At 40.5% G+C, this 18363-nt stretch carries 15 protein-coding genes; 4 read left to right on the top strand and 11 right to left on the bottom strand.

Features of this window, described 5'->3' with window-relative positions; translation table 11 throughout:
- The 3 genes from EWM59_RS06985 to EWM59_RS06995 form a co-directional block, all read right to left on the bottom strand.
- A partial coding sequence (locus tag EWM59_RS06985; RefSeq protein ID WP_130020236.1) for a hypothetical protein occupies positions 1-1047 on the bottom strand: 1047 nt, incomplete at its 3' end.
- Positions 1048-1285: 238 nt separating this feature from the next.
- Positions 1286-1951 carry a cytochrome c biogenesis protein CcsA gene (gene ccsA, locus EWM59_RS06990; RefSeq protein WP_130020237.1) on the bottom strand — a complete coding sequence of 222 codons (666 nt, stop codon included), beginning with the start codon at positions 1949-1951 and terminating at the stop codon, positions 1286-1288.
- A gap of 112 nt (positions 1952-2063) precedes the next feature.
- Positions 2064-2726 carry a heme exporter protein CcmB gene (locus tag EWM59_RS06995; RefSeq protein WP_207219949.1) on the bottom strand — a complete coding sequence of 221 codons (663 nt, stop codon included), beginning with the start codon at positions 2724-2726 and terminating at the stop codon, positions 2064-2066.
- Between the two features lie 305 nt (positions 2727-3031).
- On the opposite strand from EWM59_RS06995, the gene EWM59_RS07000 reads away from it, so the two are divergent.
- The 3 genes from EWM59_RS07000 to EWM59_RS07010 all read left to right on the top strand — a co-directional run bounded on the left by EWM59_RS07000 (position 3032) and on the right by EWM59_RS07010 (position 6026).
- On the top strand, positions 3032-3274 hold the full coding sequence (locus EWM59_RS07000; RefSeq protein WP_130020239.1) for a FeoA family protein: 243 nt from the start codon (positions 3032-3034) through the stop codon (positions 3272-3274).
- A gap of 33 nt (positions 3275-3307) precedes the next feature.
- Complete coding sequence (feoB, locus tag EWM59_RS07005) at positions 3308-5416, top strand: ferrous iron transport protein B (RefSeq protein ID WP_130020240.1); 2109 nt, start codon at positions 3308-3310, stop codon at positions 5414-5416.
- A gap of 232 nt (positions 5417-5648) precedes the next feature.
- Positions 5649-6026, top strand: a complete 378-nt coding sequence (locus EWM59_RS07010) for a co-chaperone GroES (RefSeq protein WP_130020241.1) — start codon at positions 5649-5651, stop codon at positions 6024-6026.
- Here EWM59_RS07010 and EWM59_RS07015 read toward each other — a convergent pair.
- The 7 genes from EWM59_RS07015 to EWM59_RS07045 form a co-directional block, all read right to left on the bottom strand.
- A complete protein-coding gene (locus EWM59_RS07015) occupies positions 6023-6448 on the bottom strand; it encodes a thioredoxin family protein (protein WP_130020242.1) in 426 nt (141 codons plus the stop codon). The genes EWM59_RS07010 and EWM59_RS07015 overlap by 4 nt on opposite strands.
- A gap of 163 nt (positions 6449-6611) precedes the next feature.
- The gene (locus EWM59_RS07020; protein WP_130020243.1) at positions 6612-8261 is read right to left on the bottom strand and encodes a serine hydrolase domain-containing protein; all 1650 of its coding nucleotides are present in this window, start codon (positions 8259-8261) and stop codon (positions 6612-6614) included.
- 74 nt (positions 8262-8335) lie between these two features.
- Positions 8336-9145 (bottom strand): helix-turn-helix domain-containing protein, encoded by an 810-nt coding sequence (locus EWM59_RS07025; protein ID WP_130020244.1) that lies wholly within the window; start codon positions 9143-9145, stop codon positions 8336-8338.
- 6 nt (positions 9146-9151) lie between these two features.
- A complete protein-coding gene (gene msrB / locus EWM59_RS07030; RefSeq protein WP_130020245.1) occupies positions 9152-9610 on the bottom strand; it encodes a peptide-methionine (R)-S-oxide reductase MsrB in 459 nt (152 codons plus the stop codon).
- Positions 9611-9967: 357 nt separating this feature from the next.
- On the bottom strand, positions 9968-11017 hold the full coding sequence (locus EWM59_RS07035) for a sugar phosphate isomerase/epimerase family protein (RefSeq protein ID WP_130020246.1): 1050 nt from the start codon (positions 11015-11017) through the stop codon (positions 9968-9970).
- A gap of 63 nt (positions 11018-11080) precedes the next feature.
- A complete protein-coding gene (locus tag EWM59_RS07040) occupies positions 11081-13927 on the bottom strand; it encodes a DUF7133 domain-containing protein (protein ID WP_130020247.1) in 2847 nt (948 codons plus the stop codon).
- Positions 13928-14200: 273 nt separating this feature from the next.
- Positions 14201-15532 (bottom strand): thioredoxin family protein, encoded by a 1332-nt coding sequence (locus EWM59_RS07045; RefSeq protein ID WP_165372130.1) that lies wholly within the window; start codon positions 15530-15532, stop codon positions 14201-14203.
- A 168-nt stretch (positions 15533-15700) separates the two neighbouring features.
- Between EWM59_RS07045 and EWM59_RS07050 the strand changes: the two genes are divergently transcribed.
- Positions 15701-16912, top strand: coding sequence for a chorismate-binding protein (locus EWM59_RS07050; RefSeq protein ID WP_130020249.1), 1212 nt, complete (start codon positions 15701-15703; stop codon positions 16910-16912).
- A gap of 183 nt (positions 16913-17095) precedes the next feature.
- On the opposite strand, the gene EWM59_RS07055 is transcribed toward EWM59_RS07050, so the two are convergent.
- Positions 17096-18175: a hypothetical protein gene (locus tag EWM59_RS07055; protein WP_130020250.1), complete on the bottom strand. Its 1080-nt coding sequence runs from the start codon at positions 18173-18175 to the stop codon at positions 17096-17098.
- Between the last annotated feature and the right edge of the window lie 188 nt (positions 18176-18363).

Genomic DNA, 18363 nt, shown 5'->3' on the forward strand with positions numbered 1-18363 from the left:
ATAAGATAACCCTTTGATTTTCAGTAAATCTATTACCTGTTGACTCATTTGAAAAACTGCTTGAAGCTCTTCAATTAAGCCCTGATGCTGTTTGATAGGTCTAAAAAAGTCTTGTTCTTTGGCTGAAAAGGTTTCAAAACAAGTAATAATCTTCTTTGACCAGACAATACTGGGCTCTAAATTCATGAACCGAGCAATCACTCTTTGTTTAGGTGGAAGCAAGTAGGCCACCTCTCTCATGATTCCTTGAAATTTAGCCTGTGCGATGGCTTGCTGCCAACTGATAAACTTACCATGGTTACGATAGTGTTTCTCTACTATCAAGGCTATTTGATGAGAGACGTCTGCAATCCTGATACAACCACTATCACCAATACCCTTGCGTAAATTACTATTGCCATCACTGATAATATAGACAGGTTTACTACCCATTTTTTCTGTCACTTTTTCAATCTCTGCCCTAATATCTTCCGCTTTCCAGGATGATCGCACTGCGATAGACAAAACACTGACCTGTTCATAGTTTAAAGCAGTTGGCTGCTCTTTTTGGGCAGCTACTCCCAAGATAAGTACTAACCTTTGCTGACCGATTACCATACACTCATCAATGATTAAACCATAGGACTTACCAAGCTCACAGACTGGATGAGTATATTTATAGTAGCCTAATTTCTGCACCCATACAGCAATGATACTTTTACTGGGTAAGACGCCTAAAACACCGAATTCTAACTGAATGTATAGCAAAATCTTTACAATTCCTCTATAGCCACAGCCTAAAACCAAGTATAAGTATACACTCATTTGAATAGTCTGAACACTGTACTGATATCCTTGAGCTTTAGTAATCCGACCTGAATTTTGCTTGACAGAACGCAATTCTGAGGATTGTAAGGTCTTATATTTACGCTTCCACAAATCCCGACTCGCCTCTAATTCTTTCAGTCGCTGTCTGAGTTGTCTAAGCTCTGTTCGGCTATTTTTGACTTTTGCTTTTAATTCAGCTATATTTGTTCCTAAAGCATTCCACTGCTTGGGTTCTTGCATATATTTTGTTCTTTTCCAATTACAAAATTGCAAGAACTTTTTCTTTTATTGGACACCCTACCCGTAGGGACTAAAATCATCAAAAAACATTGTCTAATATCCCATAGGGATAATATATCGGCGGCCGCCGCGCGGTAGAAATGACAACTAAAACACCTATTAAGTCCCGTAGAGATGATATATTCAAAGCTCTATTCTTTAAAAATAACCCAAGCCAAAAGGTTTATTTCCATAAAATCTATAACTGCTCAGTCTTCAGTCTTTTAATGATTCTCAGCCTGATTCTTAAACTTGTTATCCAGACGCCTAAGATAGTCCAGCCAATAATGGCCGGGTAAAATACCATTCTTACACGGTTGTCCATATCGTATTTACCAAAGGCCGGGTTGCCTCCATTGCCCGGGTGCAAAGAGTCTGTCATGCGTGGTAAAATCCAAACCAGTGGCATAAAAGCCGCAAAGGCAAAAATATTATAAACCGCCGACAACCGACCTCTTTTCTGCTCATCTTCAAACGAACTTCTCAGGACAAAATAAGCCGAGTATATCAGTAAGCCTACCTCTACCGCAATAATTTTCGGGTCTTTCGGTATCGGGTCGCCCCATGTATAATTTCCCCATACAGCACCTGTAATAAAACCTAATGCCCCATAAAGAATTGCAGTATTGGCAAATTCTGACGAAAACTCATCATCCTGTATATTTCCACCTCTCAGATACTTAATACCAAACCATACAGACGCCACCATCAGGGTCATCATACCAAACCATAATGGCACATGAAAATACACATTACGCAGGGTTTCGTTGAGTACAGGTTGGCGAGGTATGGCACCAATAAGCCCTTGTATAAGGGTGTAGAACAAAAGCACTACACAAAGAATTTTCCACCAGGATTTTCGCATATATCAATCGTGAATTAGCGGTCCGCCGCCGCGGTGAATTTCGAATTAGTGAATAAAATATAAACTAATTCTTATCAGATACTTATATTATAAAAACAATTTATCAAATTCATTAGCTTCTCCACAAATACGGGAAAAGCAGATAGCTAATGCTGAGTACTATGGCATCAATCGCTAATAAAATGGCAATTTCATCATAACTTGTCTCCCAACCCAGACCGTCCATCGCACTCTTGGATAATTTGGTTATCATCATGAGCATAGGCAGAATAATCGGGAAACTCAGAATTGCCATCAGCGTTGAGGTATTTTCTGCTTTTGAGGCTATTCCGGCCACCATAGTAAGGGTAGTTGAAAAACCGATAGAGCCTAATAAAATACAAACCAGATATAGAGGCAGATTACCCACCGGATTACCCATCATTACCACATAAACCACAAAACCCAATACCGACAAGACTAACATCAACAGGGTATTATAGATTATCTTTGAGATAATAATACCTTGCGGACTTGCCAACGTATAGTAATAGAGTTGGCGGCCTGCGCCCTCTTGTGTAAAACTTTTAGTGATGGAATTAACAGCGGTAAATAATAAAATAATCCAGAAGAGGGTATTCCAGGTGATAGGTTCTATGATATCAACCTTTAATTTGAAACTCATATAACACACAAAAACCGTACTCACAATGTATAGTAACATGCCGTTGAGTGCGTATTTCTGACGCCATTCTAAACGAATTTCTTTTTCTATAAGTGCCCTGATTTCTTGCATGTACTGAAACACGATACCTTGTCGTACTATCGTGGTACAAAGGTACTACGCAAACGATTAGGATTTTATGATTTTAATTCTTTTTTTCAGGGTTTTTGTCTATAAAAAATTAATAGCCACAAAGTACACGAATTACACAATGTATCACAATTGGTTTTTGTTCAGTTGCATAAACTCCTGCATTTCTTGGGTATTACCGCCGGTCAATTGTAGCCTTATAATACAGTATGATAAAAATCATTTTTATTTACGAACCAAAACTTGTAAACTTGCGTTCAATTTAAAATAATTCTAAATAAGATTTGGTGAAGTTTCCCGAAAAAACTGTTGCAGACCTGAACATTGGAGAGAAAGGGATTATTAATACTTTCAAAGACCCTGTTATGTCGTTGAAATTATTAGAGATGGGTTGTTTGCCCGGAACCGAGGTTACCTTAGATTTCATCGCTCCATTAGGTTGTCCCGTTGGTATCAGAGTGGCGGGTTATCATCTTTCTCTCAGAAAAAGAGAGGCGGCAACCATTGTATTGAAACCCAATCAGGCATAAACCGGCTTGATTATTTAAATTCCTGGAATTAAGGTGAAAGAAAAAAAAGTTATAGCCCTGCTGGGAAACCCGAACGCTGGAAAGTCTTCTTTATTTAATCAACTGACCGGACTCCGGCAAAAAATCGGAAACTTTCCGGGTGTTACCGTTGATAAAAAGACAGGTTTCTGCCGGATAGATGCAAAAACCGATATACAGATTCTTGATTTACCCGGTACTTATAGTATTTACCCTAATTCGTTAGACGAACAGGTGGTATTAGAAGTATTAGCCAACCCGCAACACCCGGAATACCCCGATGTAGCCGTTGTAGTAGCCGATGCCTCAAATCTGAAACGTAATATGCTGCTCTTTGAGCAGGTAAGCGATTTGGGGATTCCGACCATTCTTGCCCTCAATATGCTTGACGTAGCCGAAGAAATGGGTATCTCTATCAATTCGGGTAAGTTATCGAAGATTTTAGGTGTTCCGGTGGTAGAACTGAATGCCCGTCAGGGAATCGGAATAGATGGACTGAAACACACCATTCTGACTCAGCTTGAAACCCGGAAAACTCATATTAATCCTCCTATTTTTGATGAGAAATCAGAAGCCATTGCTTCAGAGGTTCGTAAAAAATATAATATCTCCAATAAATACCTCGCCTTGCAATATGCGGCACAAGCGCCTAAACTCATGTTCTTAGGTGATATTGCCCAGAAGGATTTGCAAACGCTTGTTGAGAAATACAATTTCAATGCCGATGCCTTTCAATCGGCCGAAACAATTGACCGTTATCATGACATCAGCAGTACATTGACTCAGGTGGTTCACGAAACAGGTGTTAAGACTGAAACCGTTTCGGAAAAAATCGATAAAATATTATTGCATCGTATCTGGGGCTACGCCATTTTTTTGGGTATTCTGTTCCTGATTTTCCAGTCGGTTTTCTCATTTGCCGAATACCCTATGGACTTAATTGACCAGGGGGTAGCAGGGCTGAATGAGTGGTTGAAATCAGTATTGCCCGAGAGTGCCTTAGTAAGTTTACTAACTGATGGCTTAATTGCAGGAGTAGGTGGGGTAGTTATTTTTATTCCTCAGATTGCCTTTTTATTTGCTTTTATCTCTATTCTCGAAGAGTCGGGTTATATGGCACGTGTAGTGGTACTCATGGATAAACTCATCCGCCGCTTTGGTATGAGTGGGAAATCAGTTGTTCCATTAATTTCGAGTATGGCCTGTGCAGTACCGGCCATCATGTCGGCTCGTACCATTGGTAGTTGGAAAGACCGCCTCATTACCATCATGGTTACACCACTAATGAGTTGCTCGGCCAGATTGCCCATTTATACCATTCTGATTGCATTAGTTGTGCCGGATACCAAAGTATTAGGTATTTTTAATATGCAGGGAATCGCCTTGATGGGGTTATATCTCTTAGGCTTCTTATCGGCTCTAATAGCAGGCTGGATGATGAAACTGATTCTGCAATCGAAAGAACGCAGTTATTTTATTATGGAGTTGCCTACCTATAAAATGCCACGTTGGAAACAGGTAGGGTTTATGATTATAGAAAAAGTAAAAACCTTTGTTTTTGAAGCCGGAAAAGTGATTATTGCTATTTCAATAGTACTTTGGGTACTGGCCTCTTACGGCCCGGGTGATGAGATGGAGCAGGCTGAAAAACAGGTACTGACCGAAAACCCAAATCAGTTACCTGAAGTATTAGCTTCTAAAATTGCTTCTGTGCGTCTTGAAAACTCTTATGCGGGGCATTTTGGCAAATTTATTGAACCTGCCATCGAACCTTTAGGCTATGACTGGAAAATCGGCATTGCGCTCATTACTTCGTTTGCAGCCCGTGAGGTATTTGTAGGAACTGTCTCAACTATTTACAGCATAGGGGCAGACCCCGAAGACGAAAGCACCATTAAAGACCGACTTCGCAACGAGATTAATGCTAATACAGGTCAACCCTCTTTTTCGATTGCCACTTCTTTTTCATTACTGATATTTTATGTATTTGCCATGATGTGCATGAGCACCATTGCCACGGTTTACCGTGAAACCAAAGGCTGGAAGTGGCCGCTTATTCAGTTAGGCTATATGTCGGTGCTGGCTTATGTAGCAGCATTGGGAGTGTATCAGGTTCTGAAATAAAACTTTTTCCGGAGCATTTGCGTTTGCTTTTCACAAGACTTCCTGAAACCAATTCGGGAAGTCTTATATTTTCTACTAATTTTGTAGTCATTTTTTAAATTAGAATTGCCACTATGTACACAAATAACACAATGTTACATTATTCAATTGAAAAACATTGTGCAACATTGTGTACCATCTGTACATTGTGGCAAAAATATTTTTAATACGATTCCACTTAGATTCATTATTTATGATTGGCGTAACCGCAGATAACAAATTGAAAAGGCTGATTGTAGTAGGCGACAAAGTATTGGTAAAACCTAATAATCCGTCTGATAAAACCAATTCAGGTTTATATCTACCCCCTACCGTAACAGAAAAAGAAGAAGTACAGACCGGATACATCATCAAGGTCGGGCCGGGCTACCCTCTACCGCAACAGACAGAAGACGAACCCTGGAAAGAAACCGAAGAAAAAGTAAAATATATGCCTTTACAGGCACAAGAAGGCGATTTGGCTATTTATCTGCAACGCCATGCCATTGAGGTAATGTATGAGGGCGAAAGATATGTAATTCTGCCACAGGCGTCTATTCTGATGCTTGAGCGTTTTGAAGATTTAGGTTAATTTTCTTTTGCCCGTTTCACAGCAAAATCAGCCTCATCCATAAAAACCTGGGGCGGCATGACCCCTTCTATTCGATGGAGAACTTTTCCTTCGGGAGCAATAAACAGGTAAGTTGGGTATGCCCCTACTTTGTAGAGACTTCTGACCACCTGCCCCTCTGAAGTATCTCCATCGACTTTGAAATTAATAAATTGCTTGTTGAATTTCTCCGACACACGGGCATCGGCAAAAGTATGTTCGTCCATCCATTTGCAAGGGCCACACCAGGTAGTAAATACGTCCACAAAAATAATCTGCTTTTTAGCTTTGGCTTCTGCTAATATCTGCTGCATGCTTCTCTCCTGCCCTTTTACAAATTTCATTTGCGCATGGGTCAGGTTTATGCTACCGATTAATAGTATCCAAACGAGGTGTTTTTTCATATAATGTGCTATCAGTCATTACAAAGCTAATGAAAATAAATAAAATTTAACCACAGAGTTGCACGAGGTTTTGCACAGAGTAACGCAGAGTTTTATATCCAAACCCTCCGTGAAACTCCGTGCAAAACCTCGTGCACCTCCGTGGTTAAAAATTTTCAAATAGCTATCGCACCACTGCAGGTAAAATATATTCCTGCATCATTTTATCAACCTGTGGATGGCCGTAAGGGCGGTTATAAGCTTTGGCAGTAACGACTATTGTCAGAGGTATATCTTTGAAGATAAATATTTTGCTACCACCATTACCGGCACAATAGAAAGTTTCGTAGTCTTTACCATTGATAGTATAAGTTTTATTCCAGAATAAATAGCCATAATATTCATTGGTTCTGCCGGGAATTGGCAGGTATTTAGTAAATGTTTTTGCTACCCATTGCTGAGACATAACCTGTTTGCCATTCCATTTACCTTTGTTCTGGTAGAGTTGTCCGAATTTAGCATAATCCAGTGCCGACATGCGCAAACCTCCGGCGGTGTTAGCTACCTTTTGCGGTGTATATTGCCATTCATATCTGGTAATCCCTAATGGACTGAATAGCTTTTTATCAGCATATTTTTCCAGACTTTCGGGCACAGATTTATTCAGAATATCACCTAACAATACTACTCCGACAGTAAAATAATCCCATTGATTACCACTGATTTTCTTGTCATCCATTCCTAAATCCAATCCGAATTTTACCCAGTTAGCCGTTGGATACATATACTCTTCATTACCCGGTGATTCCATATTACTATCAGACCCATTAAAGGCTGAACTCATTCTCAGCAAATCCTTTATTTTAACACTATCTTTCTTTGTGCTATAATTGGCATACTGTTTCAAATCATAGAATTTATCCAGCGTCTGGTTCTCATCTTTAATATAGCCTTCCTGAATGGCAATGCCCATCATGGCAGAGGCAAAAGATTTGCCTACTGAACGAGTATCGTGCAAGGTATTTCTGTCTGCCTTATTAAAATACTCTTCCAGCAGCAATTTACCGTCTTTGATTACTACTACACTGGTTATTTCCTTTAACTTATTCAGCGCAATCAGTCTGTTCATTTCTTCTATCTTCTGTGTATCAACAGCAGCCTTGGAAAGTTCCCAACCCGAATTTGGTTGAATAGGTTGTACAGCTATTTGCTCACGTGTGAGTTCAGGTGTTTTAATAATAAGTTTAATGTCTCCCAGAGCAATCAAATCGCCTACTTTTACCTCTTGCCCTAAGTTGATATAAGGGCGCATCTCTATTTTCAGTTGATGGGTTCCGTCTGTCAGGGCATCTTCGCCCCCTCTCAATAAAAATCGATTGAACATATATACCGCCCACCAGTCTTCACCTTTTGAGGTAGTGATGGGTACTCTGAAAGTGGTAGTAGTATGTTTTTTCAGCCCTGCGCCATGATGCAGATTTTCTTTGTAAATCAGTTTTCCGTCAACATAAAAAGAAAACTGGTAATTCCCTTTCGTAATGATTTCATCGGCCGGTACATCAGGTGCTAACTGATGCAGATAATTGGTAATAGAATTAGCTAAAAAAGGTCTGATGCTTAAATCAGAAACAGGCTTCAACTCAAAACTTGTCAGAAAATCACTTTCTTTCAATTGTTCTATGGGAATATTGTCTGGCAGGAAAGCAATTCGCCCGACATTCGCCTGATGCAGAGGATTGACAAAACCATCGGTTTGCACAAGGTCTTTAGTTTGTCCGTAAGTAGCGTGGCATACCGGAAATAATACCAATAAAGTTAAGATTAGCTTTTTCATTTCTTCATTTTTTGTGAATCACAAAGGTAAGCGCCTCTTTACCGTAAAAAATAGAACAGAATTAACATCAAAGCCTAATTCAGCACATTTTTACGGTGTTCTAAAGCATTGATACCATTAACGGCTTTGAAACAGCGGGCAAAATGGCTCTGGTCGGCAAAACCACATTCGAAAGCAATATCAGCCAATGATTTGTTTTTTTGAGAAAGTAATGAAAGCGATTTTTCGACTTTCAGTTTCCTGATGTATTCGCCGATATTACAATGAAAGTATTTAGAGAAATCTCTCGAAAGATGTACAGGGTGAATACCTAATTCTGTTGATAATTCAGTAAGGCTCCATTGGTCGGCAAAAGTATCATGTAGTAATCCTTTCAGTTGGTTTACCCAGGCCGGATTTTTATAGAGCGGTGTCTGACCCTCCCGCTCCATCTGGCTCAGGAGTTGCAGCAGTAAAGTCTGAATACCGAGAGTCGTAGTCATATCATCGGTTTTCGATTCTCTGAAAATTTTATAGAGCAGAAATTTCAATTCAGGATTTGAGATATTGAGGCTCCCTGTAAGGTTATCTAAACTAAAATCTAATTCTCTCACCCATTGATTGGTTAATTCGATATGAAAACCACGGGTAAAACCGGGAGGTTTTATATTATAGTGAGGTTCCTGCCAGTTATGAAACAACAAACTTCCGGCATCACAATTGTAGACTTCTTTCTTATTCCCTTCTATTACTTTTCCTTGCAGAATAAAAGTGAAATAGGCGTTTTCGTGATAATGCCAGTCTACTGTATCAAGCGTATATTCGGTATCGGTCAAAGTAACACCATCCAACCTGATAGTCCGGTTGGTTTGCCCATGAAATTGTCCTGTTTGTAAGTGTTTCATTCTGGGTTACAACTGCGTCTTATCATCCGGCTCAAAATCCATAGCGATAGAATTCATGCAATAGCGTTTGTGTGTAGGCGCAGGGCCGTCGTCGAACAAGTGGCCTAAATGACCGTTACAGCGTCCGCAAAGGGCCTCTGTGCGGTGCATGCCATGCGAGTAATCTTCTTCATAAACCACACTGCTGGCGTCTTCCTGCTCAAAGAAGCTCGGCCAACCGCACATACTGGCAAACTTGGCATCGGAGCGGAATAGCTTATTACCACAAGACGCACAGTAATAGGTTCCCTTACCTGTATAATTCCAGTATTTACCCGTAAAAGCTCTTTCAGTAGCTTTCTGACGCATAATGGCATACACATCAGGCGGCAATACTTTTTTCCATTCGGCATCACTTACGTGCAAGGGTGTTTTATCGGTATGCGAATAATACGGATTTCCTTTTTTGAGTTCTTCAGTTTGCATAGTATTTTGTTGGGATTTATTCTGACAACTAAAGAGGCATAAAATAGTGAACACTAAACCTGCTATTTTTATGCTCGTGGATTTTATCATATCATTTACTGCTTTAGTTATACTCATTTCTTATTAATGAAACGTCGTACTTTAACAAAATGTTTCAATTCTTTTCGCTTAAAATTATCATACTTTTATTATTTTTTCTTTACAAACTTTAATCCGCTCTCTAAAAATCTCAGAGTCCCCTTGCCATGTTATTGGCTTTCGCACTCGGGAGAATCTGAGCGTACTCAAGCTAAACAAAAAAATCCCGACTTCACAATGATAGCAAAGCCGGGACCGAATATATAGAATATCTACTTACTAACTCAAAGAGCTCTTGCAGAACTCTAAACATTTTTTCACCTCTGCAACCGGGTTCGAGCCTTCCGGCACTTTGTACTCTAATTCAATAGTAGCCGGGAAACTGTACTTATTGTCTTTCATCAATTTTAAAGCCTCTCTGATAGGTGTATCTCCCTGTCCCCATACGACGTTACCTTTGCCATGTGCCGGAGTCTGACGGTCTTTTAAGTGCATACTCACGATACGGTCATGTTTCAACTTGATGAAATCTAATGGCGTTGGGTTACCTGCCGCTACAAAATGACCAAAATCAAGGTTCAATGAATTGGCTGGAGATTGTGCCAATGCTGTATCCCACAAAGTATAGGTTTGTTGTTCGTGGCCATGATAACCTACTTTTACACCTACTTTTTGTGCAATAGTACCTAATTTTAACGTATGTTCGTCGTTAGACGGATGTTCTAAGGTTACCTGATTGGCACCCAAAGCTTTAGCGGCTCTCATACCAAATTCAATTTCAGTATCGCTGTTGTTTCTGCCAAACGCATTGGGTTTGAAAGCATAGATAGAAACGCCTGCTTTTTTATAGGTTTTGCCTAATTCTTCAAATTTTGCCATAGAAGCGCCTGCTCTCCATTTAGCCACTTCGGCATTATAAGATTTCATTTGTGCTTCGGCATCTTCTAATTTCTTTTTTTCTTCTTCGGTTAACTCCTGTTTTTCGTTTCTTTTTCTCATCAACGGAAAAACAGAACGCATATCAACATAGCTTTTAGGTTTACCTGCATAGATTTCGGCAGGGTCGCCCATCAATTCAATGGCACTGATACCCGACTCTAATACATATTGCAAAACAGCTTCTGCACTTTGGTCAGGCATTTCTCTGAACGAGTACGTGATAACGCCAATCTGCACACCATTAATGAGTGAATTAGGCCCGAAAAGGTTTTTAATATAAGCAGGCGCTCCGAACACCGAATTGCTTGCTAAGACCGAACCTGAAACAAGTGCTGCGGCAGTTCCTAAAAACTGGCGGCGTGACACAGAGGGATTGTTTGATTTTTCCATTGGATGATTATGTTTCACTTACTTTATTACGATTATGAAAATTTACTATACCGATTCCGGTTATTAATTAAGTTCAAATATTTTGAGTTGTTTCATTGTCCACGGGATATCGTCTTCAGGATTATCTATACCCTGGTCGAGTTTTATTCTGATAAATTTCGCTTTTTTAGGGTTCAATGCAATCACATTATCGCCATCATTTCCCTTTTGTGAGCTTAGGCTTTGTTGCCAGTTTATACCGTCTGATGAAGTTTCTATGATATACATTCTTGGATGGGTCTGTACCATCGGTCTTTGGCCGGGTGGCGTATTAGGCTTGGGTACCCAGCCTCTTTTTACCATAGCTGCCGAATTAAACTGTATTTCGCTCACCGCCGTTTCTTTCGGAAACTCAATCTGGTACCACATGCCTTTTTCCTGCTTTACTCCGGTTGACCATCCTTCATAAGTAAAGGCACTAATTGGTGAAACATTCCCCCCTATACGGGTAGAGGCTGTGTTGCTGGCGGTTACTTTCCAGCCTTCACGTTGTTGCAATTCATGCGGTACTAATTTAATCAGTTTATCGTATTGATACATGCCTGTCTGGTCGGCTGTTTTCTGACGGATATTAGCTACTAAATCTTTTGAAATCAACGAAGCATCGTTTGAGAGTCCGTTGCGGATATAAGAAACTATATCGGCTACCCATTGGTCGGGTTGTTCTTTCATGCTTGCCATCATGCCCCCTGCATAGGTTTTGCCCTCAATGGCTCCATCCATGCCATGCAATATTACCCTGATGGCGTATTCAGGATGTGATTGAATACGGGCAGAACCTGCCAATGCCGGAGCCAACAATTTACCGTCGCCCGCCGGAGTACCCATGCCATTATTGCCATGACATTGCGAGCATAGTTCATTGTATATCACTGCCCCACGACTCAGCATTTCCTGCTGGTCTTTGCTCAACTCTGCCATTATCCCAAGCCCTCTCGTAGGTCTTGGCGGAGTTATAATCTGCGCACCAACTAATTTTACACCTGCGGCCAGGTTTTTCTCTACCGTATTTTTGATGTTAGCTTCTAAATCAGGCAGTTTCAAAAACTTGTGACTCAACATGGCCTGCACAGCCACATCGGTATTTGCATCACTTAAAGCTGCTTTATAACTGGCTTCTAACTCTTTTTTACCTTCTTTATATAAAGTTTCTCCTGCTCTTAGTGCCTGTACACGAATACGAGGATTAGCATCGCTCAATAGTTTTTGTACCGTTTCTGTTTTCAAAGCATTCAAGCCTTCCAATGCCCAGATGGCGTGCATTCTTGCCAGTACATTCGGGCTGGTCAATGCCATTTTTTCTAAAGCCGGTGCTACCGAAAGGTCTTTGCGTAATACAATTAATTGCTGAGCGGCGTCTCTCCACCAGCCATTCGGGTGTTCAAGGTGCTTTACCAAGGCTGATGTTTTTTCGTTCAGCATTTTAGGCTTGGTTTTATCACGCTCTTTACCATCATAAGTAATGCGCCAGATGCGGCCTAAACCCACCACTTTATCTAATTGGTATTGCTCAATTTTGGTACGCAGATAGGTACCTTTTTGTGTCCATTGCCCCTCCTGAATAATGCCATGATACATATCTACAATATACATAGTGCCATCAGGCGCAGTTGCCATATCAACCGGACGGAAAAGCGGGTCGGTAGAACGCAGAAACTCTGATTGTTGATCCTGGTACACGTTATGAAGAGTAGTTAACCCCTCTTTCACCACAGGATTAATCTGACGAACTATCCGGGCTACCGGTTCACCATAAAAGTACTGACCTCTTAGTGATTCCGGTAGGCGGTCTCCCCGATATACGTCATTTCCTGCTGAACCGGTAACCCGTTTCAACGAACCATCAGGCTGTCTGATTTCGTCCATACCTCCCTGCATATCCGATATTTTTACGGCTGCTCCATAAGGAATATCAAAGCCTTTGGCAAATTCATTAGCCACTTCAAAATTTCCGTAGTGAATCGGAAACTGGAAATATGATGGCAAGCCACTGGCACCACCCTGAAACCACAATTTGCCATCATCATCATGCGTGATACCCCATTGCGCTCTGTTAAAGCCCGTTTTTTCACGAATAACCCCACCAGGTGTTTCTCTTACACGAAAAGCATTAACAGTACTATACAGCCAGTTGTCCATGCCCCAGTACATAAAAGCCTGTTGATGCTCTACATTACCTGAGCGGCCGTATTTGTTGGTAAATAATTCTTTTTTATCCGCTTTACCATCGCCATCGGTATCGGTGTATTTATACACATTGTCAGCGTCAGATTCCATCGTTAGCACACAATCTTTGCCATAAGGCAATACAAAGCGAGGGAATATTAGATTATCAATGAAAGTAGTTCCGGTTTCATACACGCCGTCGTTGTCTTTATCTTCCCATCTTGAAATGCGGCTTGTCGGCTCCAATTCATCTTTAGAGTCAGCAGTAAGCATATAAGACCTTAGTTCAAGCACATACATACGGCCGTTCCCATCAAAGGCAATCGCTCCGGGTTGCTGAATGGCAGGTTCGGTCAGAACAGGTTCAATGCGGTAGCCGGGCGGAAGTAAGAAATGTTTGGCTTCTTCTGAAGCATAGAGTGGGATAACAGGTTTTTTAGCTTCCAGGTCAACCCCCTTCCAGTCGTCACTATTCGGGTCTGCTCCTGCAGGGAGCAACATCTGTGGTGAAGTGGAAGAAAATGAGTTGATAACGTCTTTTACCAGGTCTTGCTGAGGGGCAGTTGTCGCAGTAGCCGTATTGTTACCATTATCGGTATTCTGGATAGGCTGACTGGATTTACAAGAACTGATAAGGTACAGACAAAAAGCAAAGAATAAGAAAATTTTCAGGTTTTTGGAAGGATTTTTCTTAGATACTTTCATTTTTTTATTTGAAAAATAATATTCCAATAAAAATACTTCATTGTTGGGCATACTTCCAAGAAAATCGACAAATTCCGAGATTAAAACGGCAAATTGGGAGATTGGGGGAGATTAGGTGCTTTTGTTATTTGTGGGGCGAACTTCCAGTTCGCCTAATATCAATCTTTTTTATAGCAAGTCAAGCAATAGAAGCAGTTTCTAAAGTAAGTTTATTAATAACTCAAGCCTATTTTTCAGTATCTAAGGCGAACTGGAAGTTCGCCCCACAAATGACTACCTCCGCTTTATCTCCTTCAAAGCCAACTTCAACTCCTTAGTCTCAATACCCTGCTTTTTGGCTAATTTGATGGCTGCTTTTTCAGTTCTGATGGCTTCTTTTCTTCTGCCTAATTTTGATAGCAGATTGGCGTAGGTATCTAAATTAACAGGAGATTTGAATAGTTCTATGGAACGTTCCGACCATTTCAGGGCTGTTTCCAGTTCCTCTTTATTTTCAATCAACTGAAAATACCCCCAGGCATACTCGTTCAAGTGAAAAGAGGTCAGTTTTTCAGCGCTGCTCTTCATGTCTTCTACAGCCGACAGGTATTGCATGGTATTGTCTTTGATACCTTTGGCTTTGGCACCTTGTATAAACCTTTCTGTTTTCTGTTGCGATTCTTCTGCCAGTTGTTCGTTGGTTTTCTCCATCAGTCTGGCACCCTCTTTAGAAGCAATCATTCTGAAATTTCCTGCATCACGGGTTATTTTGGCAAAATCTAACCTGAACTGCCTTTCCTCTGCTTCAAATCCTGCTTCGCTGTAAGAGGTCTGTCTTACTGCACTGATTAATCGTTCAAATAGTTCTTTATCTGCTGATTCTATGGCTTTTTTAAAGGTATTCCGCTTGGCTTTTGAGATACCATCCAACACAAATTTCTGTTGCTCAGGTGTCATATTCATAAATCGGTCGAGCGCATTAGCCAGAATCTCAAAGGCTTTGGTGTCAATCATTCCGATATTCTCCGAAATTATCATCAATACCTTTTCGGTCTTATGTGCCGATACGGGAATGGCTTTCAGATACTCATCTAATATCAGGGCATTCTGTTCACCATTCAGCTTTTTTCTTTTCAGAAACTCGTGCAAAAATTCAGCGTCTCTGCGTCCTGCCTCAAAATCTTTTTCCAGTGCAGCAATCGGCTTGTAATCAATGCCTGCCTGTAAGGCTTTATCAGCTTCTGACATAAATTTCTGGGCTGACATAGAGCCAATGGCACGATAAACCACGTCGCCTTCGGCATTGATAAAAAGATAGGTCGGGTAGCCCGAAATCGAATATTTTTTTGCCAGCGTATTGCCTTCTCCTTTCTCGGCATCAACTTTATAGTTGATAAACGAAGCATTAAACTTCTCTCCTACTTCGGTATTGGTAAATACATTTCTATCCATTACTTTGCATGGCGCACACCAGGTAGTGTACATATCTATAAATATCAGTTTGCGCTGACTTTTAGCTTCGCTGAGTATTTGCGCCCATGTACCTTCGCTGAAAGTGATACCTTTGGTATCATTGGCATAGGCTGTGTAAGCTATCCAGTATAGTAGGTAATATATTTTTTTCATAGCTTTGCGCATTTTCTTGCAGATTTCTGACAAATTTAAACGAATAAAGATATATCAGAAAAAATCCGCTTTTTTTTGAAAGGTTTTCGCCTCAAATTTGTTATATCAATAAAGGCTTCAATAAATACATTATATCTTGGTTTTTTGTTTAAGATATAGTTTTGTAATATGACAACAACAAACTTAAAGACCAGTACTTATAGACAAACCCTCTGGAATGCAGCGCTTGAATCAGGTTTTCCGACAGCTATGTGGCGTTTACCTAAACAAAACGATAAACACTTCCTTACCTCTTTCCTTAAGAATCCTGAACAGATTAAAATAGAATTTGAAGAGTTGGGTCCCGGATTTGCCTTCTCGCCTTTTATTAATCCTGATGGCAACGATACTTATTTTCTAAAAGCTGACCTACACTATATTTTTTCTGATGCAGCTACCTCTGAAAACGAAACCTTTCAGGAAATAATTGTTCCTGCCTCTGTTGACCCCGATTTTATAGATTTACTGAATGCCCAACCCTCAACCAAACCCTTTTTCAGTTTAAAGAATGGTGCAGTGGCAAATACTACTTCAAGCGAAGAATTTATTGAAGAGGTAAATACGGCAATCAATGATATTGAGGCCGGGAAATTCAAGAAAGTGGTTCTTTCAAGAACTAAAAATTTCAGTATTCCTACCGATTTTGAAATAGTAACGGTTTTTGATAAATTATGTGTGGCTTATCCTAATGCTTTTGTATCGGTGGTATCTATCCCGAGTTTAGGTATGGTCTGGATGGGGGCTTCACCGGAAACACTGGTAAGTCAGGATGCACAGGGAATATTCCGTACAATGGCGCTGGCAGGGACACAATCGGCCTTTGATGCCGATGGCAATCTGATAAAACCATCTGAGGCTTTGTGGCGACAAAAAGAAATTGAGGAACATGCCCTCGTAAGCCGTTATATTGTGAGTTGCCTGAAAAAAATACGGGTACGTGAGTTTGAAGAAGAAGGGCCGAAAACTGTAATAGCAGGGAATTTGATGCACCTGCGTATGGATTTTATTGTGGACACTGTTGAAATCAACTTCCCGGAAATGGCAACTGTTATGCTGGATTTACTGCACCCGACCTCTGCCGTTTGCGGAATGCCCAAAGAACCTGCCAGACAGTTTATTTTAGCCAACGAAAAATATGACCGTGAGTTTTATAGTGGTTTTTTAGGTCCGGTAAATATTCAGCAGGAATCACATATTTTTGTTAATCTGCGTACCATGAAACTACAGAATGGGATAGCTACCCTCTACGCAGGCTGCGGCATCACGGCCGACTCAAATGCCGAAAAAGAATGGATTGAAACCGAAATGAAATTACAGACTTTGGGCAAATTTCTGGTTTGATAAATCCTATAAATACAGCGAATGAAACGGACGCCGTCGCGGTCGCTGGCTAAGGTAACAAAGGAATTATTCTAATTGCACGCCGGACTTAAGTCCGGCACTGTATAAAAAAATCCTTTGTTATCTTAGACACCGAATTCATTCGGTGAGTACCAAACAAAAACAATTTTATTGTCGTTTAGCTTACTTTCTGCCAAACAGACGAGCCCAGAAACCTTTGGCTTTTTGGGTGGCCTTTTCGGCCGCTTCTGAGGCTTCACTGGCTAACTCCTGTGCTTTTAGTTTAGCTGTTTCCAATGCCTCTGCCGCATCTTCTTTAATATCATCTAATTTTTCAGCCGCCTGATTTTTCAGTTCGTTAATCTTTTCTTCGTTTACATATTTGGCTTTCAGCTCTTCAATTTTTTCAGAGGCTTCAGCCGCTAATTCCTGCGCTTTTACTTTTGCATTAGCTACTGCTTCTTTAGCATCTTCTTTTAAATCTTCAAATTTGTCTGCCGCAATAGCCGCTGCTTCCTGTGCTTTTACTTTTGCCGCATCAAAAGCATCACTTGCATCTTCTTTCAAATCATTGATTTTATCTGTAGCAGTTTCGGTAAATGATTGTACTTTTTCTTTACCTTCTGCTACAGTTTCGGTTGTTTTCTCTTTAGCCTCCTCTACTTTTGCCTCTACAGTAGCTTTTACCTCCGCCACTTTCTCTTCTGCCATAGCTACTTTTTCTTCTGCTACGGACTTTACTTCTTCAACTTTAGCAGTTACTTCTTCTTTTACTTCTGCTGCCTTTTCTTTGGCTTCGGCTTTCACTTCTTCAACTTTCTCTTCTGCTATAGCTATTTTTTCTTCAGTTGCTGCCTTTACTTCTTCAGCTTTAGTGGCAGCCTCTTCTTTCAACTCCTCTACTTTTTCTTTAGCAGCTTCTTTTACCTCTTCTGCTTTTGCTCCGCCAATGGCAGCTTTTTCTTCTGCTTCGGCTTTTACTTCCTCTATCTTGTCAGCGGCCGCTTCTTTGGCATCTGCCGCAGCTTCAGTAGCTTCGGCTTTTATTTCTTCTACTTTGGCAGCAGCTTCTTCTACTTTCGCCTCAGCTACAGCCTTTGCTTCTTCGGCAGCCACGGCTGCTTCTTCTTTGATTTCAGCAGCTTTTTCTTTACCTGCTTCAATGGTTTCAGCTACAGCCGCTTTAGCATCTGCTACTGCATCTGATGGGATACTTGTTTCTTCAACTTTGTCAGTGGTTTCGGATTTCTTATTAGTTGCCATTTCGCTTCAGAGTTTGAGTTAGTAAATTGGATAAAAGAGTCTGATAAATTTCACACAAATAAAACCAAAGCAATTGATTTTTAATCAATTAGCTTATTTTTTTATTATTAAAATTATATACGTAGGTATCGTTTATACTTTACCACGGAGTATCACTGAGTTTCACGGTTGGGTGATTGTCTTGAACT

This window comes from Emticicia agri, assembly GCF_004168285.1.
Lineage (GTDB): Bacteria > Bacteroidota > Bacteroidia > Cytophagales > Spirosomataceae > Emticicia > Emticicia agri.

Excerpts from the sequence above, each read along its gene's own strand:
- ccsA (WP_130020237.1), bottom strand. The coding sequence starts at position 1,951 with ATGCGAAAATCCTGGTGGAAAATTCTTTGTGTAGTGCTTTTGTTCTAC.
- EWM59_RS06995 (WP_207219949.1), bottom strand. The coding sequence starts at position 2,726 with ATGCAAGAAATCAGGGCACTTATAGAAAAAGAAATTCGTTTAGAATGG.
- EWM59_RS07010 (WP_130020241.1), top strand. The coding sequence starts at position 5,649 with ATGATTGGCGTAACCGCAGATAACAAATTGAAAAGGCTGATTGTAGTA.
- EWM59_RS07015 (WP_130020242.1), bottom strand. The coding sequence starts at position 6,448 with ATGAAAAAACACCTCGTTTGGATACTATTAATCGGTAGCATAAACCTG.
- EWM59_RS07020 (WP_130020243.1), bottom strand. The coding sequence starts at position 8,261 with ATGAAAAAGCTAATCTTAACTTTATTGGTATTATTTCCGGTATGCCAC.
- EWM59_RS07025 (WP_130020244.1), bottom strand. The coding sequence starts at position 9,145 with ATGAAACACTTACAAACAGGACAATTTCATGGGCAAACCAACCGGACT.
- msrB (WP_130020245.1), bottom strand. The coding sequence starts at position 9,610 with ATGCAAACTGAAGAACTCAAAAAAGGAAATCCGTATTATTCGCATACC.
- EWM59_RS07035 (WP_130020246.1), bottom strand. The coding sequence starts at position 11,017 with ATGGAAAAATCAAACAATCCCTCTGTGTCACGCCGCCAGTTTTTAGGA.
- EWM59_RS07040 (WP_130020247.1), bottom strand. The coding sequence starts at position 13,927 with ATGAAAGTATCTAAGAAAAATCCTTCCAAAAACCTGAAAATTTTCTTA.
- EWM59_RS07045 (WP_165372130.1), bottom strand. The coding sequence starts at position 15,532 with ATGAAAAAAATATATTACCTACTATACTGGATAGCTTACACAGCCTAT.
- EWM59_RS07050 (WP_130020249.1), top strand. The coding sequence starts at position 15,701 with ATGACAACAACAAACTTAAAGACCAGTACTTATAGACAAACCCTCTGG.
- EWM59_RS07055 (WP_130020250.1), bottom strand. The coding sequence starts at position 18,175 with ATGGCAACTAATAAGAAATCCGAAACCACTGACAAAGTTGAAGAAACA.